The organism is Azoarcus indigens, assembly GCF_004361735.1.
Classification (GTDB): Bacteria; Pseudomonadota; Gammaproteobacteria; order Burkholderiales; family Rhodocyclaceae; genus Azoarcus; species Azoarcus indigens.
Genome location: NZ_SNVV01000007.1, coordinates 197,320 through 220,253, shown reverse-complemented (window position 1 = coordinate 220,253; position 22,934 = coordinate 197,320). Strand labels below are relative to the sequence as shown.

The following is a 22,934-nucleotide window of genomic DNA, read 5'->3' as shown; positions in this document are numbered from 1 at the left end:
CCGCGGCCCCCACCCCGATCACCGCGGAGAGTTGATTAACCCAGGGGGTCAATTCCAGATGTCGTCAGGGGGTTAAATCCTCGTGTCGCTTGACAACCACGCTCCAGCCCGGCGGGTCGCGCCCCTCGCGGGCGCGTGGATTGAAACCAACCCGGCATGATCATCGACGACCTTGCCCCCGGGTCGCGCCCCTCGCGGGCGCGTGGATTGAAACGAGCAGCGCGGGGTAGGCCACGAAATCCTCCCCCAGGTCGCGCCCCTCGCGGGCGCGTGGATTGAAACGATCTCGCGCTGGAGGCTGAGGTAGTACTCCTCTGGTCGCGCCCCTCGCGGGCGCGTGGATTGAAACAAGGCGGTGGCGGCCATCTACGGGCGCTACGGCCTGTCGCGCCCCTCGCGGGCGCGTGGATTGAAACGACGCAGTACCGGACGAGATCGCGGAAGCTATGGGCAAGTCGCGCCCCTCGCGGGCGCGTGGATTGAAACGCCTACTGCTCGGCCTGGGAGTGCGAAACCAAGGAAGTCGCGCCCCTCGCGGGCGCGTGGATTGAAACTCTCGCAGCCGAATCAGATCGGACAGCGGGTTGTCGTCGCGCCCCTCGCGGGCGCGTGGATTGAAACGTCCTCGCGCGGCTGGGTAAGCCTGCAGTCCCATGTCGCGCCCCTCGCGGGCGCGTGGATTGAAACGCCGGCGCCGTGCCCATCGGCTACGCCCGCACCGCGTCGCGCCCCTCGCGGGCGCGTGGATTGAAACACCGGCGGCGCCAGCCTCACTTACATGGCCATCGGCGTCGCGCCCCTCGCGGGCGCGTGGATTGAAACGTGCCCGATTTGGGCGAGGTAATCCGCCACGCGGGTGGTCGCGCCCCTCGCGGGCGCGTGGATTGAAACGATGAGCTGGTGACGGCGCCTGGCCAGGTGACGAAGGTCGCGCCCCTCGCGGGCGCGTGGATTGAAACCGTAACAACCTGTCCAAACCGCTGCAGGTACTGGTCGCGCCCCTCGCGGGCGCGTGGATTGAAACTCCCGCTGCGGCACCTCACCGCCCGCGCCAGCGTGCGTCGCGCCCCTCGCGGGCGCGGCCTTTCCTTCCATTCGCCGAGCTGAGGTTCTGCGCGCATTGATGCAGAACCATCGTCACAGGGCTTGCCCTCTGCCGGCCCAGCCTCAGTCCCGCAACTCCCGCCCCGTCAGTTTCAGGAACACGTCCTCCAGGTTCGCCGGCCGGTGCAGGTAGCGCAGGCCTTGTTGCTCGGCGAGGTGGGCGAGCAGGGGGGCGGGGTCGTGGACGTAGCAGAAGGCGGTTTCGCCGCTGATTTCGTAGCGGTGGGAGAGGGCGGCGGCGTGGGTGTTGGCCCAGGCGGCGGCGCCGCTGGAGGTCGCGGTGTCGTGGCCGTTCCAGTCGCCGAAGACTTCGACGACTTGCGGTTCGATGTGGGCGGCGATGACCTCGCGCGGGCTGCCGGTGGTGAGCAGGCGGCCGGCGTCGAGGATGGCGAGTTGGTCGGAGAGGCGTTCGGCCTCGTCCATGAAGTGGGTGGTGAGGAGCACGGTGGTGCCACCGCGTATGAGTTGCTTGAGGCGGTCCCAGATGAGGTGGCGGGCTTGCGGGTCCAGGCCGGTGGTGGGTTCGTCCAGCACCAGCAGCTCGGGGCGGTTGATGAGGGCGCGGGCGAGGGTGAGGCGGCGCTTCATGCCGCCGGAGAGGGACTGGATGCGGGCGTCGGTCTTGCCTTCGAGGCCGGCGAAGGCGAGCAGTTCCGGGATGCGGGCGCGGATGTCGGCGCTGGCGAGGCCGAAGTAGCGGCCGTAGACGAGCAGGTTCTCGGCGCAGGTGAAGTCCGGGTCGAGGTTGTCGAGCTGGGGGACGATGCCGACCCGCATGCGCGCCTCGCGGGCGCGTTCGGGCACCGGTTCGCCGCAGAGCCGGATTTCGCCGGCGCTGGGGGCGGTGAGGCCGAGGGCGCAGCGCAGGGTGGTGGTTTTGCCGGCGCCGTTGGGGCCGAGCAGGGTGAAGCATTCGCCGGGGCGCAGTTCGAGGTCGATGCCGCGCACGATCTCCGCCTCGCCGTAACGCTTGAACAGGCCGTGGATGAGGAGTGGGGAGCGGGTTCCGGCGGCGGGCGGGATGGCCTGGTGGGGCGGCAGCGCGGCGGTCATGCCTCAGCCCAGCGCCGGCACGTTGCGCAGGATGATGTCGCGCAGGATGTGCAGCTTGGCGTGGAAGAAGTGGTCGGCGCCGGGGATGACGGTAACCGGCAGTTCCTGCGGCCGCGCCCATTCGAAGACGTTGGCGAGCGGCACGGTGTCGTCGGTTTCGCCGTGGATCAGCAGCGCCGGGATGCCCTTGGGCAGCGCTTGGGTGTCGTAGCTGCGCTGGCCGTGGGAGGCGACGCCGGCGGCGGTGCCGACGAGCACGATCTGGCGCGGCGGAGCGACGCCGTCGGCCAGCCGGTTCACCACCCGCGTCTGCACGAAGGCGCCGAAGGAGAAGCCGCCCAGCGCCAGCGGCAGGCTGCCCCAGCGCGACTGCGCCCAGGCGATCACCGCCAGCATGTCTTCGGTTTCGCCGTCGCCGTGGTCGTGCGTGCCTTCGCTCTTGCCGACGCCGCGGAAGTTGGGGCGCAGCGCGGCGTAGCCGAGGTCGCGGTAGGCGCGCGCCAGGGTGTGGGCGACCTTGTTGGTGTTGCTGCCGCTGAACAGCGGGTGCGGATGGCAGACGAGGGCGATGCCGCGCACCTCGGCGGGGGCGTCGATGAGGACGTCGATATTGCCTTCGGCACCGCGCAGCAGCACGGATTCGGTGGGCGGGTTGCGGCTGGGCTCGGTGCTCATGCGGCTTGGTCCGGCAGGCGCAGGCGTTCGACGATGCGGCCGCCGGCGAGGTGTTGGTCGATGATTTCGTCGATGTCTTCCTTGTCGACGAAGGTGTACCAGACGTTGTCCGGATAGACCACCAGCACCGGGCCGTCGTCGCAGCGGCCGAGGCAGCCGGCCTTGTTGATGCGCACCTTGCCGGCGCCCTTCAGGCCCAGCTGGGCGATGCGGTCCTTGGCGTAGGTCTGCATTTCGGTGGCGTGGTGGTCGTTGCAACAGGATTCGCCGGGCTTGCGCTGGTTGCAGCAGAAGAAGACGTGGTGGCTGAAATAGCTCATGGGGCTCTCCGTGGGATGCGCCGATTATAAGAGTTGAGCAAGGCGCGAGCCCGCGCGGGGCGGCTCAGCGCCTGGGGCTGTGCTCCTCGGCCAGGTGTTGCCCGCGCCACAGGCCGAGGGCGGAGAGGTAGGCCAGCGCGGCGAAGGGCCACAGGCTGTCCACCAGCTGGGTAAGGCCGTGGAAATTGAGGAAGTTGCTCTGTCGGGTGAAGCTCAAGTTGTAGAGCAGGTAGGGGTTTTCCGGCAGCAGGTTCACCAGCGCGGTGGCGGCCAGCAGCGTGGTGCCGGCGATGGCGTGCTGCACCACCCGTGGCAGCGCCAGGCTGGCCAGCAGCAGCGCGGCGCCCACCAGCGCGCCGCGTTCGGCGCCGGGGGTGAGCCAGGCCAGCGGCGCGCTGGGCACGAAGAAGGTGGCGGTGGCCAGGGTCTTGGCGCCTATGCCGAGCGCGATCAGCACCAGCACCGGCCAGGGGCTGGGCCGGCGCATCATGCAGCGCACCAGCAGGCCGAGGGCGACGATGGTGGTCGCCGACAGCGCGGTCTCGAAGGCGATGAAACGTTCCGGGGCGAAGCGCAGCGGCGCGGCGATGCCGAACAGGCTGCGGATGTCGCCGCTGCCGAACAGCAGGTCGTCCGGCGTGAGCTGGCCGAGCACCCACAGGCCGAGCAGGATGAGCCCGGCGTCGCCGGTGTGGCCGTCGATGATGCGTTCATTGCGCCAGCGCTGCAGCGCGCCGCTGTGGTCGAACAGCGGGTGGCCCCAGCGCGCGCCGAAGGCGGCGCCAAGCAGGGCGCCGGCGGTGTTGGCGGCCAGATCCAGGTTGCTGGCGACACGGGTGGGCAGGAAGTTCTGGGTGGTCTCCAGCGCGAAGCTAAGCAGGGCGCACAGCAGGGTGGCGAGCGCCACCGTGCTCCACGCCGGCCAGGCGCGCGGCAGTGCGGCGGCGGCGACGAAGCCCAGCGGCAGGTAGCCGAGGATGTTGAACACCATGTCCGCCGGGATGAAGTACTTCGGCCAGGGCGCGACGAGGAAGTCGAACAGCGGCAGGCCGGTGGCCTTCCAGCCGGTGAAGGGGTGCAGGCAGGCGTAGATGATGAGCAGCCCGTAGGCGATCGCGAGGTTGCGCGGCAGCGAGGAGGGGCGGTCGGTGGCGGGCGCTGTCCGGGTGGGGGCGGTCCGGGCGGCGGCAGCCGGGCGGCGTCGGGTCATCGGCAAGGGCGGCGGGCCGGTGCGCGAGGCTGGCCGTGTCGCGTGCTGTGGGTGAGGGACGGAACGGGCCAGTCTGCGGGGCGCGGCAGGGGGGCGTCAAGCCGGCTGGTTGGAGGCTCGCCGACGTTGGGTCCGGGTGTAGGAGCGCGCGGGTATTCCCTTGTGCTGAGGCGGGGGCGGGAAGCGTGTGGCCGGTGCTCCGGACGCGAGTTGCATGCGAATGCCCTTCGACAGGCTCAGGGCGAGCGGCGCTTCGGGGTTGAGCGCCGCCAGAAGCTGTGGCGGCTGAAGCGCTGGGCGCGGGGCGCGCAGATCGATGCGGAAAGCGGCAGGCGGCAGGGGCTGACCCGCAACATGCTGTTGCGCGCCTCTCAGTCTCAGCCTCTCAGCCTCAGCTCCGCCGCCGTCCGCGCCGCACCGTCTCCGATGGGCTTTCGCCGTAGCGCTGCTGGTACAGGCCGGCGAAGCGGCCGAGGTGGGGGAAGCCGCAGTCCAGCGCGATGTCGGCCACCCGCGTTTCCGGGCCGGCGCTCAGCAGGCTTGCGCGGGCGCGTTCAAGGCGGCGCTCGCGCACCAGCTGCATCGGGCTACAGGAGCGGAAGCGCTGGAAGCTGTCCAGCAGGGTGCGGGCCGGCACTTCGGCGGCGGCGGCGATGTCGGCCAGGCGGATGGCTTCGCAGGCGTGGGCGTCGATGAAGGCTTCGGCGCGCCGCACCGCGCGCGGGGCCAGGCTGGGCGCGGCCGGCTCCTGCAGCGGGCGGTGGGGGTGTCCGGCCAGCAGCAGGGAGATGAGCATGCGTTCGAACTCGATGGCGATGCGCTCGTCGCGCTGGGCCAGCTGCAGCATGGCCGGCTCGGTGGCGAGCAGGCGGAACTGGGAGACCCAGGGCGACAGCTCTGGACGATCCAGCGCCATGGCGTGGTCGAAGTGCATCAGTTCCACGCCGGTGTGGGCGGCCAGGGTGGCGCGGTCCACCCGCAGGAATATCTGCTCGCAGTCCGGCGAGAAGCGGCCGGAGAAATGCGCCCCAGGAATGCACACCGCGCCGCGGTTCTGCCCGATGGTGGTGCGCTCGCCCATGGTGTTGAGCTCGGCGTGGCCGCGCAGGCAGCAGACGAAGAGGTAGTACGCCTCCATCTCCTCCACGATCACATCCATCTCGTCGCCGAAGTCCAGCGCGCCGATCACCGCTCCGCCGAAGCGGATGAAGTCCATGTGCGAGTGAACCCGCGTGGAATGGCGCGTCGGCCGCAGCCGGTGGGGCTGCAGGATGGTGGAAATGCGCAGGCAGGTGTCATCGACGTCGTGCGACTCGAAGTACCTGTGCTGGCGGAGCGCGACCGGCTCCTGGGCAACGGCGGCAGGCATCTGGGGGGTCTCCTGACTTTGTGTACAGCGCGTCGGGTAGGGAGAACCAAGCAACAGCCGTGCCGATGGAGGTCCCATCTGGCCTGTGCGTTTTGCGCCGCATCAAGGCCGGCGGAGAAAGCTGCGATAAGTGGATAAGACGCCGGCCTGCCTGCGGCGGATGGATAGAGCCGGGCGCGGGCGGCTGCGCAGAATGCGCTCCATGGTTGCGCAATGCAGCAATCCCGAATGCCTTAAGCCTGGAGATTCCCCATGAGTGCAGTCCCCACCAGCGAGGGCGCCGCGCCCGCCCCGGCGCACAAGCTGGCCTTCTTTCCCCGCGAGGATGGCTCGCGGGTGCCCTACGAAGTGTTCAGTTCGCAGGAAATCTACGACCTGGAGCAGGAGCGCATCTTCCGCGGCCCGACCTGGAGCTTCCTCGCGCTGGAAGCCGAGATTCCGAAGCCGGGCGACTACAAGAGCACCTTCGTCGGCGATACGCCGGTGGTGGTCACCCGCAGCGAGGATGGCGAACTGGCTGCCTGGGTGAACCGCTGCTCCCACCGCGGCGCCATGGTCTGCCGCAATGCCCGCGGTAACGCCAGCTCCCACTCCTGCGTGTATCACCAGTGGAGCTTCGACCAGCGCGGCAACCTGCTGGGCGTGCCCTTCCGCCGCGGCCAGAAGCACATGACCGGCATGCCGAAGGACTTCGACCCCAAGTGCCACAGCCTGCGCCAGCTCAAGGTGGAGAGCTACCGCGGCCTGGTGTTCGCCACCTTCAGCGACGAGGCGCCGACACTGCCGGATTACCTCGGCAACGAGATGCGGCCGTGGGTGGACCGCATCTTTCACAAGCCGGTGGAATACCTCGGCTGTACGCGGCAGTACTCCCAGTCCAACTGGAAGCTGTACTACGAGAACGTGAAGGACCCGTACCACGCCAGCATGCTTCACCTGTTCCACACCACCTTCAACATCTTCCGCGTGGGCATGCATGCGCGCTCGCTGCCGGACGCCACCCACGGCCTGCACAGCATCATCACCGTCACCAAGAACGAGGAAGAAACCTCCGCCGCCTACAAGCAGCAGGGCATCCGCTCGATGGACGACGGCTTCCGCCTGGAAGACGAATCCGTGCTGGGCCACGTCAAGGAATACGACGAGCTCACCACCAACCACATCCAGACCATCTTCCCGCAGCTGGTCATCCAGCAGATACACAACACCCTGGTGGCGCGCCAGCTGCTGCCCAAGGGGCCAGACAACTTCGAGCTGATCTTCCACTTCTTCGGCTACACCGACGACACCCCGGAGCTGCGCGAGCTGCGCCTCAAGCAGGCCAACCTGGTGGGCCCGGCCGGCTACATCTCGATGGAAGACACCGAGGCCACCGAGCTGGTACAGCGCGGCACCCGGCGCGACCCCAAGGCCACCTCGGTGATCGAGATGGCGCGCGACAACCCCGGCCAGCAGGACAGCAACATCACCGAAAGCCTGATCCGGCGCTTCTGGGTCGGCTACCAGCAACTCATGGGATTCTGAGCGGGGATATAGATCGTTATGGATAAGATGGAACAGATGTTGCTGTGGTTCGAGCTCCACAGCCTGCAGGAGCGCTACGTGAGCGTGCTCGACAACGACCGCCTGGAAGAGTGGCCCACGCTGTTCACCGAAGACTGCGAATACGGCGTGATTCCCAAGGAAAACGAGGACATGGGCCTGCCGGTGGGCGTCATCTGGTGCAACAACCAGCGCATGCTGCGCGACCGCGTTGTCTCCCTGCGCCACGCCAACATCTTCGAGGCGCACAGCTACCGGCATATGACTTCCGGCCTGCAGATCACGCCGGTCGATGCCGACACGGTGGACATGCTCTCGAACTATGTGGTGGTGCAGACCCGCGCCAACGGCGAATCCCAGGTGTACCAGGCCGGCCGCTACGAAGACCGCGTGGTGCGCACCGCCGAAGGCTGGCGCTTCCAGAAGAAGCGCGCCATTTTCGACACCTCCCGCGTGCAGACCCTGCTCGCCACGCCGATCTGAGGCCCGCCATGAGCAGCGAAGACAGCGCGGTGGCCGCGGCGGCCACCTGGCACGACGTCGGCGTGCCGGACGATTTCCCCGACAACGGCTCCTGGCCGGTAGTGGCCGGCGGCATGGAAGTGGCCGTGTTCCGCCTGGGCGACGAGCTGTTCGCCCTGCGCGACCTCTGTTCCCACGGCGCGGCCAGGCTGTCCGACGGCTATGTCGAGGACGGCTGCGTCGAATGCCCGCTGCACCAGGGGCTGTTCGATATCCGGACCGGTGCGCACAAATGCGCGCCGCTCACCGAACCGGTGCGCGCCTTCCCGGTGCGGGTGGTCGCCGGCCGGGTGGAGGTGGGTATCTGAGCAGCCGCCCGGGTAGCCCTTGAAAGAGCCGCATGGAAGACACCAGGAGGGCGGCATGAACGCCGTCCGAGAAAGCCGGCGGGCCGGGAGCCCGCCCGCGCCCGCCGCATGAATTTCCCGCAGTCCCCAACCGCATCGCACGCAGTCCGATACCAGGAGAGATCCATGTTCAAGCTGAAAAACGCCGCGCTGGCCCTAGCCCTCTGCGGCGCCCTCGGTGCCCAGGCGGCCGACCCGATCAAGGTCGGCATCGCCCTCGACATCTCCGGCCCTTTCGCCGCCGCCGGTGCCGAAGCGCGCGATGGCTTCGACCTCGCCATCGACAAGCTGGGCGGCAAGCTCGGCGGCCAACCGGCCGAATTCCTCAAGACCGACTTCGCCGGCAACCCGGAACAGGCCACCCAGCTGGTGACCCGCTACCTGCAGCGCGACAAGATCACCTTCTTCACCGGCCCCATCGCCTCCAACTCCGCGCTGGCGGTGGCGCCGGCGCTGTTCGCCGCCAAGGTGCCCTTCATCTCCAGCAACCCCGGCCCCAGCCAGTTCGCCGGCAAGCAGTGCAATCCCTACTTCTTCGGCCAGTACCAGAACGACACTTACGACGAGGCCGCCGGCAAGCTCGCCAACGAGAAGGGCTACAAGAACATGGTCATCATTGCCCCCAACTACCCGGCGGGCAAGGATCACCTGAACGGCTTCAAGCGCCTGTACAAGGGCGGCCTGAAGGATGAGATCTACACCAAGGTCGGCCAGATCGACTATGCCGCCGAGATCGCCCAGATTCGCGCCGCCAAGCCGGATGCGGTGTTCTTCTTCCTGCCGGGCGCGATGGGCATCAACTTCGTCAAGCAGTTCGTCGGCGGCGGCCTGAAGGACGTGCCGCTGATCGCCCCCGGCTTCTCCGCCGACCAGGACGTGATCCAGGCCGTCGGCGAGCCGATGCTGGGCCTGTACAACACCGCCCACTGGACGCACGACCTGCCGCTGCCGGCCAACGCCGAGTTCGTCTCCGCCTTCCGCAAGAAGTACGACGGCCGCTACCCCACGGTGTACGCCGCCATGGCCTATGACGCCATTCTCGCCATGGACGCCGCGGTGCGCGACACCGGCGGCAAGACGGACAGCCCGGAAGCGCTGGTGAAGGCGCTCTCCACGCCCAGCTTCAAGTCGGTGCGCGGTGAATTCACCTATGCCCGCAACCACTACCCGGTGCAGGACTATTACCTGCGCGTGGTGGAGAAGGATGCCGACGGCAAGCTCACCAACAAGCTGGTCGGCAAGGTCCTGGAAAAGCACCAGGACGCCTACGTCGCCGAGTGCGCGATGTAAGCGCGGCGCGTGTCGCCGGTGCGCGGGGCTGGAGACGGTTCCCGCGCGCCGGCGGCGCGGTTCCTGACCGCCGTGTGGCCGGGATGGACTGATCGGGGGGCAGAGGCGGACATCGTTGCTGAGCCGATCCGCCATCCCGGCCGCCCCGGTATTGCCAATTTCATACCAGCCTCAATAAGCTCACCCCTCCCGGCATCGTGCCGCCAACCGGACTCCACCGATGGACGCCATCTTCATCATCGAGCAATTGCTCAACGGCCTGGGCTACGGCTTCATGCTGTTCCTGCTCGCCGCCGGCCTGACCCTGGTGTTCGGCATCATGGACACCATGAACCTCGCCCACGGCTCGCTGTTCATGGCCGGCGCCTACATCGCCGCCCGGGTGCACGAGAGCAGCGGCTCCTTCGCCGGCGCGGTGCTCATCGCCATCCTCGCCACCGTGCTCATCGCCGCGGTGATCGAAATCCTCATCATCCGCCGCCTCTACAGCCGGGATCACCTCGCCCAGGTGCTGGCCACCTTCGGCATCATCCTGCTCGCCGACGACGCGGTGAAAGCCATCTGGGGCCCGTCGCCCATCATGGCGCCGACGCCGCCGGCGCTGGCCGGCCCGGTGCAGTTGCTGGATGCGCTGCCCTATCCCTCCTACCGCCTGCTGATGATCGCCGCCGGCCTGCTGGTCGCCATCGGCCTCTACCTGCTGGTGAATCACACCCGCGTCGGCATGCTGGTGCGCGCCGGCGCCTCCAACCGCGCCATGGCGGAGTTCATGGGCGTGCGCGTCGGCCGGGTGTTCTCCTTCGTGTTCGCGCTGGGCGCGGCGCTGGCGGCGCTGGCCGGGGCGCTGATGGGGCCGATCAGCGCGGTGCAGATCGGCATGGGCGAGGCCATCCTGATTCCGGCGCTGGTGGTCATCGTCATCGGCGGCATCGGCTCGGTGCGCGGCGCCTTCGTCGCCGCCCTCATCGTCGGCTTGGTGGATACCGCCGGCCGCGCCTTCCTGCCGCCGCTGCTGCGCGCGGTGCTGCCACCCTCGCTCGCCGCCGACCTCGGCCCGGCCATGGCCGGCATCGCCATGTACGTGCTGATGGCCGTCATCCTCACCCTGAAACCCGCGGGCCTGTTCCCCGCCCGCGCCTGAGGTTTGTCCATGAACGCTTCCGCAAGCCTGCCCGCCAGCGCCCCGGCCGCCCGCCGCGGCGGTGGTTTCGGCGCCGTGCTGCCCTGGCTGCTGCTGGCGCTGCTCGCCGCCTTCCCGCTGATCGCGCCGCATTTCGAGTTGGAGTACTACGTCGGCTTCGTGCGCCGGCTGCTCATCGTCATGATCGCCGCCACCAGCCTCAACTTCATCCTCGGCTACGGCGGCATGGTGGCGCTGGGCCACGCCGGCTTCCTCGGCGTCGGCGCCTACACGGTGGTGGCGCTGGTGGATGCCGGCTTCAGCTCCGCCTGGCTGGCCTGGGGCGCGGCGCTGGTGGTCACCGCCGCCTTCGCCACGCTGATCGGCGCCGTGTCCCTGCGTACCCGCGGGGTGTACTTCATCATGATCACCCTGGCCTTCGCCCAGATGCTCTATTACCTGGGCGTGTCGCTGCGCACCTACGGCGGCGACGACGGCTACGGCATCTACACGCCGCTGTCGCTGGGCGGCTGGCTGGATGCCCAGCCCAACGCCTTCTACTGGGCGGTGCTGGCCCTCGCCGCGCTGATCTTCGCCCTCGGCAGCCGGCTGGCGGTGTCCCGCTTCGGCCTGGCGCTGATGGGCATACGCGACAACGAAACCCGCATGGCCGCGCTCGGCTTCCCGGTGTTCCGCCTGCGCCTGGTGGCCTTCGCCGGCGCCGGCGCGGTGGCCGGCCTGGCGGGCGCGCTGCTCGCCAGCCACAACGGCTTCGTCAGCCCCTCGATGATGCACTGGACCGAATCCGCCATCCTCATCGTCATGGTGGTGATAGGCGGCATGGGCAACCGCTGGGGCGGCGTCATCGGCGTCGGCCTGTGGCTCACGCTGGAAGAGGTGCTGAAGATGTACACCGAATACTGGCACTGGCCGCTGGGCCTGCTGCTGATCGCCATCGTGTTCTTCGCCCCGCGCGGCCTGGCCGCGCTGTTCGGCAGCAAGGGAGAGCGAGCATGAGCCTGTTCCAAGCCCAGGGCCTGGTGAAGCGCTTCGGCGGCCTGGTCGCCACCGACAATGTCTCCATCGCCGTCGAGCCGGGCGAGATCCACGCCCTGATCGGCCCCAACGGCGCCGGCAAATCCACGCTGGTGAATCTCATCTCCGGCCTGCTGCCGCTGGACGCCGGCAGGCTGGAACTGGACGGCGTGGAGCTCACCGCGCTGCCGCCGCACCAGCGGGTGCGCGCCGGCCTGTCGCGCTGCTTCCAGGTCACCAGCGTGTTCAGGGGCGACAGCGTGCGCAGCAACCTGCTGCTGGCCGCCCAGGCCCACGCCGGCTCCAGCTTCCGCTTCCTGTCGCGCCGCGCCGGCGAGCAGGCGCTGATGGAAACCGCGCTCGGTCTGGCGGAAAAGGTGGGCCTCTCCGATGTGCTCGACCGTACCGCCGGCACCCTGCCGCACGGCGTGCAGCGCAAGCTGGACGTGGCCCTCGCCCTGGCGGCGCGGCCCAAGCTGCTGCTGCTGGACGAGCCGATGGCCGGCATGGGCCCGGAGGATTCGCTGCAGATGGTGGCGCTGATCGAGAAGCTGCGCGCCGAAGCCGCCATCCTGCTGATCGAGCACGACATGGACGCGGTGTTCCAGCTCGCCGACCGCATCTCGGTGCTGGTCTACGGCAAGGTGCTGACCTCCGGCGACGCCGAGCATGTGAAGGGCCACCCGGAAGTGCAGGCGGTCTACCTGGGCACGGAGGCGACCGCATGAAGCCGCTTTCCGCCCACCCGGCGCGCCGCCCGGCCGCTGTCTCCCTCTCCCTTTCCGGCGCCGCGCGGAGGTCCGCATGAAGCACGATCCCCTCCTGAGCTGCCGTGGCCTGGAGGCCGGCTACGGCGCCAGCCAGGTGTTGTTCGGCATCGATTTCGACATCCAGGCCGGCGAGGTCGTCGCCCTGCTGGGCCGCAACGGCATGGGCAAGAGCACCACCATCAAGACGCTGATCGGCGGCCTGCGCCCGCGTGCCGGCCAGATCCGCTTCGGCGGCCGCGACATCCACGGCGCTCGGCCCGACGCCATCGCCCGCATGGGCGTCGCCATCGTGCCGGAAGGCCGGCAGTGCTTCCCCAACCTCACGGTGGAAGAGCACCTGCTCGCCTTCGCCGACAACCGCAACGGCCTGCGCGACGGCTGGACGCTGCCGCGCCTGTACGAGCTCTTCCCGCGGCTGAAGGAGCGCGCCAGCAACATGGGCAACCAGCTCTCCGGCGGCGAGCAGCAGATGCTGGCGGTGGCGCGGGCGCTTTCCACCAACCCGCGGCTGCTGATCCTGGACGAAGCCACCGAGGGCCTGGCGCCGGTGATACGCGACGAGATCTGGCGCTGCCTCGGCCTGCTCAAGGAACAGGGCCAGACCACGCTGGTGGTGGACAAATACGTGGAGAAGCTGGTCGGCCTCGCCGACCGCCACCTCATCCTGGAACGCGGCCGGGTGGCCTGGACCGGCACCTCCGCCGAACTGGATGCGGATCGCGGGCTGTGGCATCGCTACCTGGGCGTGTGAGCGCCCGCCTCCTGCCGCCGCGACCGGGAAGTCGCCCCTGCTGAGGCACTGAGCCTGATCCTGTACGTGTCCTGGGTGGTGAGCAGCGCCAGCGCGCTTCAGCAGGCCGCCCCCAAGCCGGAATTAACCGAAGAACCCCACCCCGCCGTGCCCGCCACGGCGCGGCAGGCCCCGCTTTGCCTGCCGTTCCACCCCGAGGAAGCCGTCATGAGCCCCGCCGCCACGTTCCCGAAGACATTGAATCCTGCCGAATCCCCGATGTCCGGAGGCGCGGCCGGCAGCCACCCCATCGAGCTTCAGCCCGGCGGCAAGCGCTACGCCGCCGCGCCCGGCCAGACCCTGCTGGATGCCGGCCTCGCCGCCGGCCTCTGCCTGCCCTACCAGTGCCGCACCGGCGACTGCGGCACCTGCAAGGCCCGCGTGCTGGCGGGCGAGGTGGAACATCTGCCGGCCAGCTATCCGCTGGAGAAAGCGGGCGACTGCCTGCTGTGCCGCTGCCAGGCTCGCGGCCCGGTCACGCTGGCCTGTGACGAAGTGCCCGGCGTAGCTGGCCTGCCGCTGCGCAAGCTCGCGGTGCGTGTGACCACCATAGAGCGGCCGGCGGCCGACGTCGCCATCCTCCACCTGCAGCCGCCCGCCGGCCAGCCGCTGGAATACCTCGCCGGCCAGTATGTGGACGTGCTGCTGCGCGACGGCCGCCGCCGCAGCTATTCGCTGGCCACCGCGCCCGGCAAGGCGGAGCAGCTGGAGCTGCACATCCGCCACCTGCCCGGCGGCGCCTTCACCGACCACGTCTTCGGCCGCCTCAAGGCGCGCGAGATGCTGCGCCTGGAAGGGCCTTTCGGCACCTTCTACCTGAGGGATTCGGAGGCGCCGATGATCCTGCTCGCCAGCGGCACTGGCTTCGCGCCGATCAAGGCCCTGGTCGAACAGGCCCGCCGCGCCGGCCTGCGCCGCAAGGCGGTGCTCTACTGGGGCGCCCGCCGCCGGGAAGACCTCTACCACCACGCCCTCGCCCAGCAATGGGCGCGTGAGCTGCCGTGGTTCCGCTATGTGCCGGTGCTCTCCGACGCCAATGCCGACTGGAGCGGCCGCCGTGGCCTGGTACACCGCGCAGTGCTGGAGGACTTCGCCGACCTGTCCGGCTACGAGGTGTACGCCTGCGGCGCGCCGCAGATGGTGGACGCGGCGCGGCGGGACTTTGCCGCCGAGGCGGGCCTGGCGGCGGAGCGCTTCTACGCCGATGCTTTCGTGACGGCGGCGCCTGCGGCGGCTTGAGGGGGTGTGGGGAAGCTGGTCTTCCGTCCCGTATAGCTTGTAGTAACATGCCTACATTGCTCTGTTGATGGAGGCTTTCCCATGGCGCAGACAACAACGCTATCCAGCCGCGAACTCAACCAGGATGTGAGCCGCGCGAAAAGGGCGGCCGAACTGGGCCCGGTCGTCATCACCGACCGTGGCCGGCCGGCTCATGTGCTGCTTACTTTCGAGGCCTACCAGCGGCTGACCGGGCAAGGCCGCAACATTGCCGATGCGCTGGCCATGCCGGGGGTGGAAGAGATCGAGTTCGACGCGCCCCGGGCAGACATCGATTCGCGGCCGGCGGATCTCTCCTGATGTACCTGCTCGACACGAACGTGGTGTCCGAACTCAGGAAGGTGCGGGCGGGAAAGGCCGATGCGAATGTCTCGGCCTGGTCGCAGGGCGTGGAGGCGGGCGAACTCTTCATCTCGGCCATCACCGTGATGGAACTGGAGATGGGCGTGCTGCAGATCGAACGGCGGGATGCCGGCCAGGGCGCGCTGTTGCGGACCTGGCTGGAGCTCCACGTGTTGCCGGCCTTCTCCGGCCGCATCCTGCCGATCGATGCCGCGGTGGCACAGCGCTGCGCCCGGCTGCATGTGCCCGACAGGCGCTCCGAGCGGGATGCCTTGATCGCCGCGACCGCCCTGGTCCATGGCATGACGGTGGCGACGCGGAACGTCGGCGACTTCGAGCCGACCGGTGTCTCCCTGCTCAATCCCTGGAGCGCCCGGCCTACCGATTCCTGAAGCGTTCCCGCTCGTCGATGTGCCTGGCGTGATGCTTCGCGCAGTCCGCCGTCAAACGCTCTCCACCCGATCCCGCCCCCTGTCCTTGGCCGCGTACAGCGCGCCATCCACCTGATCGAGGAAGCGGCGCGGGTCGTCTTCCGCATTGGGGATCAGCGTGCCCACGCCCAGGCTGATGCTGAGCCGGCCGCCGATGGCGGCGTGGGGGATGGCGAGCTCGGCGATGGCCTGGCGGCAGCGTTCGGCGATCAGGCTGCCGGCGGCGGCGTCCGCTTCCGGCAGGACGATGGCGAATTCCTCGCCGCCGAAACGGGCGACGAAGTCGCGGGCGCGGGCGGCGGCGCTGCCCAGGGCCTGGGCGACGAGCTTGAGGCTGTCGTCGCCGGCGAGGTGGCCGTAGTGGTCGTTGTATTCCTTGAAGTGATCCACATCGGCCAGGATCACCGACAGCGGCTGGCGGTTCTGCCGCGCCCTGGCCCATTCGAGGTCGAACACGGTGTCGAACATGCGGCGGTTGGCGACGCCGGTGAGGCCGTCCCTGTAGGACAGCGCCTCCAGCTCCTGCTGCAGCGTCAGCAGCTGTTCCTCGGTGGCCTTGCGTTCGCTGATGTCGAACATGAAGCCGATCAGCGCTTCCACCTCGCCCTCCTTGCGCACCACGTGGACCACGTCGCGTATCCACACGTAGCCGCCGCCGGCGGTAAGGGCGCGGTAGTCGGCCTCATGGTCGGTGCCGGCCTGGGACTGGGAGACGCAGAAGTTCACCACCCGCTCGCGGTCCTCGGGGTGCATGCGGGCCGCCCAGTCTTCCACCGTCGCCCAGCTGTCGGGCGTCCAGCCGAGCAGGGTTTCGATCTGCGGGCCGATGTAGGTGAAGCGCAGGGTTTTCCAGTCGATGCGCCAGGGGATGGCCTTGGTGGATTCGAGCAGGGTGCGATAGACGTCGCTGTCGGGCGCGGGCTCGGCGCTGGGGAGGGGCATGGAGACTCCGTGGGGCGGGGCATCGGCCGGTCGCGGTGCCGGCTGAGCGGGATGATAGCGGCGCACGCTGGTGCTGGCGTGACGGTCGCGTCGCAAGCCGCTGTTCCGGTGAGGAAATGCCGCTGACGGCTGCGGATGGGCCGCCGGGTGGCGCGGAGGCAGCGGCGGCTCAAGCAAAAGGCCGGGCAGGCCGGCCTTTTGCTGTATGCCGCGTTTGCCGCCGCGGGCGCGGCGGATTTATACCCCGGCGGCGGCGCCGTCGCTGCGCGGGTCGGCGGCGCCTTCGATGACGCCGTTGGGGTGGCGCACCAGCGCGCCGGCGTGGCCCATAGTGTCGCTGTAGGCCTCGTCCAGCACTTCCACCTGATGGCCGGCGTCGCGCAGGGCCTGCACCAGCGTCGGGTCGAAGCGGCTTTCCAGCTTGAGGCTGGTGCTGACGTCGCCCCAGGTGCGGCCGAGCAGCCAGCGCGGCGCGCTCACCGCCTGCTGCAGGCTGTGGCCGAACATGGCGTAGCGGCTGAACACCGCCGCCTGGGTCTGCGGCTGGCCTTCGCCGCCCATGGTGCCGTAGGGCATCACCCGGCCGTCGTCGAACAGCGCCAGCGAGGGGTTCAGGGTGTGGAAGGGCTTGCGCCCCGGCTCCAGGGTGTTGAGCGCCGCCGGGTCCAGCGAGAAGCTGACGCCGCGGTTCTGCCAGGTGATGCCGGTGTCGCGCAGCACCACGCCGGAGCCGAACTCCCAGTACACGCTCTGGATGAAGCTCACCGCGCGGCCTTCGCGGTCGATGGCGCCCATCCAGATGGTGTCGCCCGGCGCTGCCGGGTCCGGCCACGGCAGGGCGAGCTGCATGTCGACGTCGGCGGCGCGCTCGGCCAGCGCGGCGGCGGTGAGGAAGCTGCGCGGGTCGGCCGGCAGGCGGCGCGGGTCGGTGACTACCCGGTCGCGCACGCGGAAGGCGCGCTTGGTGGATTCCACCAGGCCGTGCAGGTAGGCGAAGCCCTCGCCCTCGGTGACGCCCAGGCGGTCGAAGATGCCGAGGATCATCAGCGCGGCCAGGCCCTGCGTCGGTGGCGGCAGGTTGTAGATGGTGCTGCCGCGCAGGCGCACCGACAGCGGCTCCACCACCTCGGCGCGGTAGCCGGCGAGGTCGGCGGCGCGCAGCGGGCTGCCCAGGCGCTCCAGCTCGGCGGCGATGCGGGTGGCGGTTTCGCCGCGGTAGAAGTCGTCCAGACCGCGCTCGGCCAGGGTCGAGAGGGTATTGGCCAGCGCCGGCTGGCGCAGCAGCTGGCCGCGTTCCGGCGGCGCGCCGCGCACCAGGAAGGTCTCGGCGAAGCCGGGGGCATCGCGCAGGCCGTCGAACTTGCTGCGGGTGAGCGCCGCCTGGCTGGCGGTGACGGCGACGCCGTCGCGGGCGTGGCGGATGGCGTCGGCCAGCAGGCGCGACAGCGGCAGCGCGCGGCCCCAGGGCGCGGCGGCGAGCAGCGCTTGCTGCCAGCCGCCCACGGTGCCGGCTACGGTGAGCGCCGCCAGCGGGCCGCGCGAGGGAATGGTGTCATGGCCGGCGTAGAACTCGCGGTTCGCCAGCGCGGCGGCGGAGCCGCAGGCGTCGATGGCGATGGGGGCCTTGCCCGGTTCGTGGATCAGCCAGAAACCGTCGCCGCCGATGGCGTTCATGTGGGGATAGACCACCGCGACGGCAGCGGCGGCGGCAACCATGGCTTCCACCGCGTTGCCGCCGTCGCGCAGCACGTCGCGGCCGGCCTGGGCGGCGAGGTGGTGCGGGGCGACCTGCATGCCGCCGACGGCGGCCAGCGTGTTGAGCATCTCGTAACTCCGTGGGGGCGGAGGAGCGAGCATGCCTGAGCGGCGCGCCGGAGGGAACTACGGGGTGTGCCCCGCGATGGGGAATGGTGGCGGGGTGTGGCTTGAATGCCGCAAGGATGCGCCTTTGGGCGCTTTGGCCGCGCGTCCGGGAGGGGGCCGCCGCCGTGTCGCCGGCGGGGCCGGCCCCTGCTTCGTCAGCCGCGCAGGCGGCTCCAGTCCACCGCGTCCAGCGTGTTCTTCACCAGCAGGCCGATCTCGGTGTCGCCTTCCATCAGCAGGCGGCGGGAGAAGAACAGGGTGTCGGCGTCTTCCTCGCGCAGGGCGAGGGCAAGGTAGTCGCGCGCGCTAGCGGTGAGGGTGAGGTCGGCGGCCATGTGGGCGGCCAGCGGGCGGAAGCGGCCGCTGGCGAGGCCGAAGTCCAGCGTCAGGCCGGCGTCGCTCACTCGCAGGCGCAGGCGGCGGCCTTCCAGCGCGGCGAGGTCTTCCCGCGGCAGGATGCGGCCCAGTGCGAGGTTGAGGGCGCCGCACAGCGCCAGCGCCGGCGGCTGCTGCGGCAGGCGGGCGACGACGCGGCCGAAGGGTGCCGGCAGGGTGAAGGCTGGCACGCGCAGGCTCTGCAGGCCGCGGCCGACGCGGTCGGCGAGCGGCGACAGGATGCGCTGGCGCAGCGCGCCGGGCAGCAACAGGGTGGCGGGCGAGGGTGGGAAGGAGGCGGACATGGCGGGGTTCCGGTTGTGGATTCGCGGCGGGGCGGTCGGAAGGAAGCGGGTGGATGCGCTGGAGAACCGCAGGCCGCCTACACGGCGACGTACTGCTCCACGCCCGGCCGGCCGTGCCAGAAGCCGTTGCAGGGCGCGGCCGGCATGTGGGCCACGCTGACGGCGAAGGCGCTCTCGGGGCTGCGCTGACCATCCAGCGCGGCGCGGAAGAGCTGGATGATCTCGCGGCTGTCGGCACCCTGCGGGCTGATGCGCAGTACCTCGGCATGCGGCTGCAGCGCCGGCAGGTCGCCGAGCAGGTTGTGCACCCGGGCGGACTGGGTCTGCACGCCGTTCAGGGTCAGGAAGGCCTCGCCCTCGCGGGTGCGCAGCACCAGGCCATCGGCGATGCCCAGGCAGCGGAACTCGCAGCTGTCCTTCTGCAGGTTGTAGTGGCGGGCGGTGAAGCAGCGCGCCGAGTGCGCCAGTGGCAGGCGGCCATAGGCGAAGACCTCGGTTTCCAGCGGCGCTGGCAGCCCGGCGCGCAGGCCAGCCAGCACTTCGCCGGACATTTCCGGCGGCACTACCCAGCGGCTGGCGCCGGATTCCACCAGCAGGCCCAGGGTGTGCGGGTTGAAGACATTGAGCGTGGGGCCGGCGATCCAGTCGCGGCGGCCGGCGTCGGCCAGCAGGCGCACCGCGGCGAAGTCGTTGGCCTCCACCCGGAAATCGCCCTGGCCGACGATGCGGCGCAGGGTCTTGAGGTCGGACTCGGATTCGATCAGCGACTGGCTGGACAGCACCGCTTCCTTGCCGGCGGCGGCCAGCATGGCGGCCACCTCCAGCCAGTCGTCCAGGCGCAGTTCGTGGCGGCGGGAGCAGACGGTTTCGCCGAGGTGGACGATGTCCACCGGGCTGTCGGCGATGCCGGCGTAGAAATCCAGCACGCTCTGGCGCGGCCAGTAATAGAGCAGGGGGCCTAGGGATAGCTTCATGGTGTGTCCGGTGGCGGGCCTGTGAGCGTTCATTGGGGCGTTCATTTCCACGGCCGGTAGTAGGCGCCGAGGGTGTGGCTCTGGCCCTCGGAAACCTTGTTCAGTTCGGCCATCCAGGCCGGCTGGGCCCGGAAGCTGGCGGGGTCGAGGGCGAGGCGGTCCAGCGCGGCGCGCCACACCCTGGTGACCTGGGCGACATAGGCCGGGCTGCGCTGGCGGCCTTCGATCTTGATCGCCGACACGCCGACGCGGGCCAGCTCCGGCAGCATCTCCAGGGTGTTGAGGCTGGTCGGCTCCTCGATGGCGTAATAGGTCTCGTCGTTCACCTCGAAGCGGCCCTTGCACAGCGTCGGGTAGCCTGCGCGCTCGTTGGCGCCGAAGCGGTCGATGAGGATGCCGTTGAGCCGGGTCTCCATGCCCCTGGGCGTCTGTTCCCAGCGCACATGCTTGCCGGGCGAGCAGGCGCCGTTGCAGTTGGGCGATTCGCCGGTGGCGTAGGCGGACAGCGCGCAGCGGCCTTCCACCATCACGCACAAGCCGCCGAAGCCGAACACCTCGATCTCCACCGGGCTGTTGGCGATCACCTTCTCCACCTGGGCCAGCGACAGTACCCGCGGCAGCACCGCGCGCTGGATGCCGAATCGCTCGTGGTACCAGGCGATGGCCTCGTAGCTGGTGGCCGAGCCTTGCACCGAAAGGTGCAGCCGGAGCTGCGGATGCGTTTTGGCGGCGTAGGCCATGAGGCCGGGGTCGGCGAGGATGACGGCGTCGATGCCGAGCGCGGCGGCGCGGTCCACCGCGGCGGTCCAGTCCGCCCAGTTGGCGGACTGCGGATAGGTGTTCAGCGCCAGCAGCACCTTGCGCTTGCGCGCATGGGCGTAATCCACGCCTTCGCGCATCTGGCGGGCGTCGAAATTGAGGCCGGTGAAGTTGCGGGCGTTGGTGGCGTCCTTGAAGCCGAGATAAACGCAGTCGGCACCGTTGTCGATGGCGGTCTTGAGTGCCGGCAGGGAGCCTGCGGGGCAGACCAGTTCGATGCGCTGGGAGGCGGGGGTCATGGGGAGGCGGGGGAGTGGCGGGGCGTTTGCAAAGCCCCGCCACCATAGTGGCGCCGCCGCCGGGCTGCCTTGACTGGGGTCAAAGCGGGGCGGCGGCGCGGCTTGCCTGGGCGCCTTGCTCCGGCCGCCGGCTTCCGCTCAGACCTTCCAGGCGCCGACGTGGGAGCGCGCCGCCTCCTCCAGCAGCGCCGGGCCGACGCAGACGATGCCATTGGGCGAGGCGTCGAACACGTCGCGGCAGGACAGCTCGGCGTCGCGCTGGTCCAGCCGCTCGCCGCGGAAGCGCCGCAGCGCCACCGCGTCTATGCCGAACACCACCCGGCCGATATTGGCCCAGAAGATGGCGCCGGCGCACATCACGCAGGGCTCGGCGGAGGAGTAGAGGGTGGCCCGCGCCAGTTCCTCGCGGCTGTGGCGCGGCGATGCCAGGCGCACGGCGCTGGTTTCGGCGTGGCCGGTGCAGTCGCCGGTTTCGGCGGTGTTGCACCAGGCTTCGGCCAGCACGCTGCCGTCGGCGCCGACGATGAGGGCGCCGAAGGGCCGGTTGCCGCGGCTGCGGCCGAGGTCGGCGAGTTCGATGGCGCGGCGCAGGTAGAGGGCGTCGCGCGCATCCAGCACGGTTTCCGGCGCGCCCATGCTCAGGCTCCGGCGACCAGGCGTTCCGCCTTGGGCGGCAGCAGCGAGAGCTCGTACAGTTCGGCGGCGGCGGGCGGCTTCTCCAGGCCGAACACGGCGGCAACGTCGGCGATCTGGCGGCTTACCAGCTCGCTGCGCACCGCGCCCAGGCCGTCGGCGCGGGTGTCGGCGGCGGCGACGTAGCCGCGGGTGATGTTCCAGCGCTCGCGCTCCACCTCCAGATTGAGGATGGGCTCGCGCGCCTTGATCGCCGCCAGCGCGGGCTCCACGTCCGCCACCGTCTCGCGCAGCGCGCGGTTGGTGGCGCGCAGGAAGCCGGCCACCGCCTGCGGCTTGTCGGCGATCAGCTTGCGGCTGGCGAGAATGGCGTTGCCGTAGAGGTCCAGGCCGGCCTTGGCGTACTCCAGCACCGCGAGCTGCTCCAGCGGCATGCGCGAGAACAGCGACACCGCCGAGTCATGGAAGTAGGTGGCGGCATCCACGTCGCCGCGGACCATCACGTTGTCGCGCACCGCGAAGTCGGTGGTGACCCACTCGAAGAAGTCCGGCCCGGCCTTGAGTCTGTTCGCCACCATGGGCCACAGCCGGCGGGTGGATTCCACCGCCGCAGCGGCCACGCGCTTGCCGCGCAGGCTGGCGAAATCGGCGGTGATGCCACGGTCTTTGCGGCCGATGATGACGAAGGGCGCGCGGTTGTAATACTGGTACACCGCCTGCACCGCCGCCTTGCCCGGGTTCTGGGCGTGGAATTCGATCAGCGAGCTGATGTCGCCCAGCGACATGTCATAGGCGCCGCTGGCGACGCGGGTGATGGAGGCCACCGAGCCGGCGCCGGTGTCTATGGTCACGTCCAGCCCTTCCTCGCGGTAATAGCCACGGGCGAGGGCCAGGAAGAAGGGCGAGGTCTGGCTGGTGACGCGGAAATCCAGTGAGAACTTGAGCGGCAGCAGGCCGGCGGCGGGGGCAGGCTGGGCCCGCACCGGGTTCGACAGGCTGGCGAGGGCGGTAGCGGCGGGCAGTGCGGCGAAGGAGGTGAGGAAGCGACGACGATCCATTGGGGATGCTCCGGGCAATGTTCTTGGTACCCGGCGGCGGTGCGCGCCGACGGGGCGACAAGAGCAATTTCCGGGCGCCCCGGCTCTCTGTTCCGGCGGCGCTGAACGCTTCTACTCTCGGTTTCGCTCTTAGCAGCATGCGTGCCAGATGGTGGCGCTTCGATGCCAAAGGTATGGATGGCTGGCGGAAAGCCGCGTATCCGCCAGGGTTTCCGTCTGTCTCGTGGGCCCGAGCCCACGAGGGGCCATGTGCATTGGCTTGGTGCGCAAAATGGGTGGTATGCCTTGAATTGGGGCAGGGGGGCCTTGGCGGTGCCGGGCTGTCCGGAGGGGCGCGGACGGTGGCAGGCGCGCCTTGCGGTGTCTGCCGTACCGGGGTGAAAAGCCCGCGACGTCGCAGCGTCGGGGCAGGAGTCGCCCGGCTTTGTCGGGGGCGGGACGAGCTGCCGGAGCACCCGGCCAGATCAGGTGGCACGCCACCTGCTTTGTGCTGCGGCGAGAGTAGAAGCGTTCACCTCCCTGGTC

23 protein-coding genes and 1 CRISPR repeat array are annotated in these 22,934 nt (G+C 69.9%); of the genes, 11 read left to right on the top strand and 12 right to left on the bottom strand.

Features of this window, described 5'->3' with window-relative positions; genetic code table 11:
• Nucleotides 1-115: 115 nt before the first annotated feature.
• Nucleotides 116-1,024: direct repeats of the CRISPR family, unit length 32 nt; unit sequence GTCGCGCCCCTCGCGGGCGCGTGGATTGAAAC.
• A gap of 143 nt (nt 1,025-1,167) precedes the next feature.
• The 5 genes from C7389_RS10440 to andR form a co-directional block, all read right to left on the bottom strand.
• Complete coding sequence (locus tag C7389_RS10440; RefSeq protein WP_133591083.1) at nt 1,168-2,160, bottom strand: ATP-binding cassette domain-containing protein; 993 nt, start codon at nt 2,158-2,160, stop codon at nt 1,168-1,170.
• 3 nt (nt 2,161-2,163) lie between these two features.
• Entirely contained in the window at nt 2,164-2,835 is a 672-nt protein-coding gene (locus C7389_RS10435) for an alpha/beta hydrolase (protein ID WP_133591081.1), read from the bottom strand.
• Entirely contained in the window at nt 2,832-3,155 is a 324-nt protein-coding gene (locus tag C7389_RS10430) for a (2Fe-2S) ferredoxin domain-containing protein (RefSeq protein ID WP_133591079.1), read from the bottom strand. The genes C7389_RS10435 and C7389_RS10430 overlap by 4 nt, the downstream gene beginning before the upstream one ends.
• Before the next feature lie 64 nt (nt 3,156-3,219).
• The gene (locus C7389_RS10425) at nt 3,220-4,365 is read right to left on the bottom strand and encodes a VanZ family protein (protein WP_133591077.1); all 1,146 of its coding nucleotides are present in this window, start codon (nt 4,363-4,365) and stop codon (nt 3,220-3,222) included.
• Nucleotides 4,366-4,756: 391 nt separating this feature from the next.
• Nucleotides 4,757-5,734, bottom strand: coding sequence for an anthranilate 1,2-dioxygenase regulatory protein AndR (gene andR / locus C7389_RS10420; protein WP_133591075.1), 978 nt, complete (start codon nt 5,732-5,734; stop codon nt 4,757-4,759).
• A 252-nt stretch (nt 5,735-5,986) separates the two neighbouring features.
• Here andR and andAc point away from each other — a divergent pair, with 252 nt between their 5' ends.
• The 11 genes from andAc (at nt 5,987) to C7389_RS10365 (ending at nt 15,162) form a co-directional block, all read left to right on the top strand.
• Nucleotides 5,987-7,258 (top strand): anthranilate 1,2-dioxygenase large subunit AndAc, encoded by a 1,272-nt coding sequence (andAc, locus tag C7389_RS10415; protein ID WP_133591073.1) that lies wholly within the window; start codon nt 5,987-5,989, stop codon nt 7,256-7,258.
• A gap of 27 nt (nt 7,259-7,285) precedes the next feature.
• The gene (gene andAd, locus C7389_RS10410) at nt 7,286-7,759 is read left to right on the top strand and encodes an anthranilate 1,2-dioxygenase small subunit AndAd (protein ID WP_133591071.1); all 474 of its coding nucleotides are present in this window, start codon (nt 7,286-7,288) and stop codon (nt 7,757-7,759) included.
• 8 nt (nt 7,760-7,767) lie between these two features.
• Complete coding sequence (gene andAb, locus C7389_RS10405) at nt 7,768-8,106, top strand: anthranilate 1,2-dioxygenase ferredoxin subunit AndAb (protein WP_133591069.1); 339 nt, start codon at nt 7,768-7,770, stop codon at nt 8,104-8,106.
• A gap of 165 nt (nt 8,107-8,271) precedes the next feature.
• Entirely contained in the window at nt 8,272-9,435 is a 1,164-nt protein-coding gene (locus C7389_RS10400; RefSeq protein WP_133591067.1) for an ABC transporter substrate-binding protein, read from the top strand.
• A 220-nt stretch (nt 9,436-9,655) separates the two neighbouring features.
• The gene (locus C7389_RS10395; protein WP_133591065.1) at nt 9,656-10,576 is read left to right on the top strand and encodes a branched-chain amino acid ABC transporter permease; all 921 of its coding nucleotides are present in this window, start codon (nt 9,656-9,658) and stop codon (nt 10,574-10,576) included.
• A 9-nt stretch (nt 10,577-10,585) separates the two neighbouring features.
• A complete protein-coding gene (locus tag C7389_RS10390; RefSeq protein ID WP_133591063.1) occupies nt 10,586-11,572 on the top strand; it encodes a branched-chain amino acid ABC transporter permease in 987 nt (328 codons plus the stop codon).
• A complete protein-coding gene (locus C7389_RS10385; RefSeq protein WP_133591061.1) occupies nt 11,569-12,318 on the top strand; it encodes an ABC transporter ATP-binding protein in 750 nt (249 codons plus the stop codon). The genes C7389_RS10390 and C7389_RS10385 overlap by 4 nt, the downstream gene beginning before the upstream one ends.
• A gap of 76 nt (nt 12,319-12,394) precedes the next feature.
• Nucleotides 12,395-13,111 (top strand): ABC transporter ATP-binding protein, encoded by a 717-nt coding sequence (locus C7389_RS10380; RefSeq protein WP_133591059.1) that lies wholly within the window; start codon nt 12,395-12,397, stop codon nt 13,109-13,111.
• Nucleotides 13,112-13,318: 207 nt separating this feature from the next.
• Nucleotides 13,319-14,389 (top strand): CDP-6-deoxy-delta-3,4-glucoseen reductase, encoded by a 1,071-nt coding sequence (locus C7389_RS10375; protein WP_246034701.1) that lies wholly within the window; start codon nt 13,319-13,321, stop codon nt 14,387-14,389.
• Nucleotides 14,390-14,470: 81 nt separating this feature from the next.
• Nucleotides 14,471-14,728 (top strand): type II toxin-antitoxin system prevent-host-death family antitoxin, encoded by a 258-nt coding sequence (locus tag C7389_RS10370; RefSeq protein WP_133591057.1) that lies wholly within the window; start codon nt 14,471-14,473, stop codon nt 14,726-14,728.
• The gene (locus tag C7389_RS10365; RefSeq protein ID WP_133591055.1) at nt 14,728-15,162 is read left to right on the top strand and encodes a type II toxin-antitoxin system VapC family toxin; all 435 of its coding nucleotides are present in this window, start codon (nt 14,728-14,730) and stop codon (nt 15,160-15,162) included. Before C7389_RS10370 ends, C7389_RS10365 begins: the two co-directional genes overlap by 1 nt.
• A gap of 51 nt (nt 15,163-15,213) precedes the next feature.
• On the opposite strand, the gene C7389_RS10360 is transcribed toward C7389_RS10365, so the two are convergent.
• From C7389_RS10360 to C7389_RS10330, 7 genes are all read right to left on the bottom strand, one after another.
• A complete protein-coding gene (locus C7389_RS10360) occupies nt 15,214-16,143 on the bottom strand; it encodes a sensor domain-containing diguanylate cyclase (RefSeq protein WP_133591053.1) in 930 nt (309 codons plus the stop codon).
• 237 nt (nt 16,144-16,380) lie between these two features.
• Complete coding sequence (locus tag C7389_RS10355) at nt 16,381-17,967, bottom strand: gamma-glutamyltransferase family protein (RefSeq protein ID WP_133591050.1); 1,587 nt, start codon at nt 17,965-17,967, stop codon at nt 16,381-16,383.
• 194 nt (nt 17,968-18,161) lie between these two features.
• On the bottom strand, nt 18,162-18,587 hold the full coding sequence (gene ubiT / locus C7389_RS10350) for a ubiquinone anaerobic biosynthesis accessory factor UbiT (RefSeq protein ID WP_246034707.1): 426 nt from the start codon (nt 18,585-18,587) through the stop codon (nt 18,162-18,164).
• A gap of 176 nt (nt 18,588-18,763) precedes the next feature.
• Nucleotides 18,764-19,660, bottom strand: coding sequence for a U32 family peptidase (locus C7389_RS10345; protein WP_133591046.1), 897 nt, complete (start codon nt 19,658-19,660; stop codon nt 18,764-18,766).
• A gap of 41 nt (nt 19,661-19,701) precedes the next feature.
• Complete coding sequence (gene ubiU, locus C7389_RS10340) at nt 19,702-20,718, bottom strand: ubiquinone anaerobic biosynthesis protein UbiU (RefSeq protein ID WP_133591044.1); 1,017 nt, start codon at nt 20,716-20,718, stop codon at nt 19,702-19,704.
• Between the two features lie 138 nt (nt 20,719-20,856).
• Nucleotides 20,857-21,354, bottom strand: a complete 498-nt coding sequence (locus tag C7389_RS10335) for a nucleoside deaminase (protein WP_133591042.1) — start codon at nt 21,352-21,354, stop codon at nt 20,857-20,859.
• 2 nt (nt 21,355-21,356) lie between these two features.
• Nucleotides 21,357-22,409, bottom strand: a complete 1,053-nt coding sequence (locus C7389_RS10330; RefSeq protein ID WP_133591040.1) for an ABC transporter substrate-binding protein — start codon at nt 22,407-22,409, stop codon at nt 21,357-21,359.
• Nucleotides 22,410-22,934 lie beyond the last annotated feature (525 nt).

What these genes read in the sequence shown, in the direction of transcription:
- ubiU (WP_133591044.1), bottom strand. Translation starts at nt 20,718, where the DNA reads ATGACCCCCGCCTCCCAGCGCATCGAACTGGTCTGCCCCGCAGGCTCC.
- andAd (WP_133591071.1), top strand. Translation starts at nt 7,286, where the DNA reads ATGGAACAGATGTTGCTGTGGTTCGAGCTCCACAGCCTGCAGGAGCGC.
- C7389_RS10440 (WP_133591083.1), bottom strand. Translation starts at nt 2,160, where the DNA reads ATGACCGCCGCGCTGCCGCCCCACCAGGCCATCCCGCCCGCCGCCGGA.
- C7389_RS10375 (WP_246034701.1), top strand. Translation starts at nt 13,319, where the DNA reads ATGAGCCCCGCCGCCACGTTCCCGAAGACATTGAATCCTGCCGAATCC.
- C7389_RS10365 (WP_133591055.1), top strand. Translation starts at nt 14,728, where the DNA reads ATGTACCTGCTCGACACGAACGTGGTGTCCGAACTCAGGAAGGTGCGG.
- andAb (WP_133591069.1), top strand. Translation starts at nt 7,768, where the DNA reads ATGAGCAGCGAAGACAGCGCGGTGGCCGCGGCGGCCACCTGGCACGAC.
- C7389_RS10385 (WP_133591061.1), top strand. Translation starts at nt 11,569, where the DNA reads ATGAGCCTGTTCCAAGCCCAGGGCCTGGTGAAGCGCTTCGGCGGCCTG.
- C7389_RS10345 (WP_133591046.1), bottom strand. Translation starts at nt 19,660, where the DNA reads ATGAAGCTATCCCTAGGCCCCCTGCTCTATTACTGGCCGCGCCAGAGC.
- C7389_RS10395 (WP_133591065.1), top strand. Translation starts at nt 9,656, where the DNA reads ATGGACGCCATCTTCATCATCGAGCAATTGCTCAACGGCCTGGGCTAC.
- C7389_RS10335 (WP_133591042.1), bottom strand. Translation starts at nt 21,354, where the DNA reads ATGGGCGCGCCGGAAACCGTGCTGGATGCGCGCGACGCCCTCTACCTG.
- C7389_RS10360 (WP_133591053.1), bottom strand. Translation starts at nt 16,143, where the DNA reads ATGCCCCTCCCCAGCGCCGAGCCCGCGCCCGACAGCGACGTCTATCGC.
- andAc (WP_133591073.1), top strand. Translation starts at nt 5,987, where the DNA reads ATGAGTGCAGTCCCCACCAGCGAGGGCGCCGCGCCCGCCCCGGCGCAC.
- andR (WP_133591075.1), bottom strand. Translation starts at nt 5,734, where the DNA reads ATGCCTGCCGCCGTTGCCCAGGAGCCGGTCGCGCTCCGCCAGCACAGG.
- C7389_RS10330 (WP_133591040.1), bottom strand. Translation starts at nt 22,409, where the DNA reads ATGGATCGTCGTCGCTTCCTCACCTCCTTCGCCGCACTGCCCGCCGCT.
- C7389_RS10355 (WP_133591050.1), bottom strand. Translation starts at nt 17,967, where the DNA reads ATGCTCAACACGCTGGCCGCCGTCGGCGGCATGCAGGTCGCCCCGCAC.
- C7389_RS10435 (WP_133591081.1), bottom strand. Translation starts at nt 2,835, where the DNA reads ATGAGCACCGAGCCCAGCCGCAACCCGCCCACCGAATCCGTGCTGCTG.
- C7389_RS10390 (WP_133591063.1), top strand. Translation starts at nt 10,586, where the DNA reads ATGAACGCTTCCGCAAGCCTGCCCGCCAGCGCCCCGGCCGCCCGCCGC.
- C7389_RS10430 (WP_133591079.1), bottom strand. Translation starts at nt 3,155, where the DNA reads ATGAGCTATTTCAGCCACCACGTCTTCTTCTGCTGCAACCAGCGCAAG.
- C7389_RS10425 (WP_133591077.1), bottom strand. Translation starts at nt 4,365, where the DNA reads ATGACCCGACGCCGCCCGGCTGCCGCCGCCCGGACCGCCCCCACCCGG.
- C7389_RS10400 (WP_133591067.1), top strand. Translation starts at nt 8,272, where the DNA reads ATGTTCAAGCTGAAAAACGCCGCGCTGGCCCTAGCCCTCTGCGGCGCC.
- C7389_RS10380 (WP_133591059.1), top strand. Translation starts at nt 12,395, where the DNA reads ATGAAGCACGATCCCCTCCTGAGCTGCCGTGGCCTGGAGGCCGGCTAC.
- C7389_RS10370 (WP_133591057.1), top strand. Translation starts at nt 14,471, where the DNA reads ATGGCGCAGACAACAACGCTATCCAGCCGCGAACTCAACCAGGATGTG.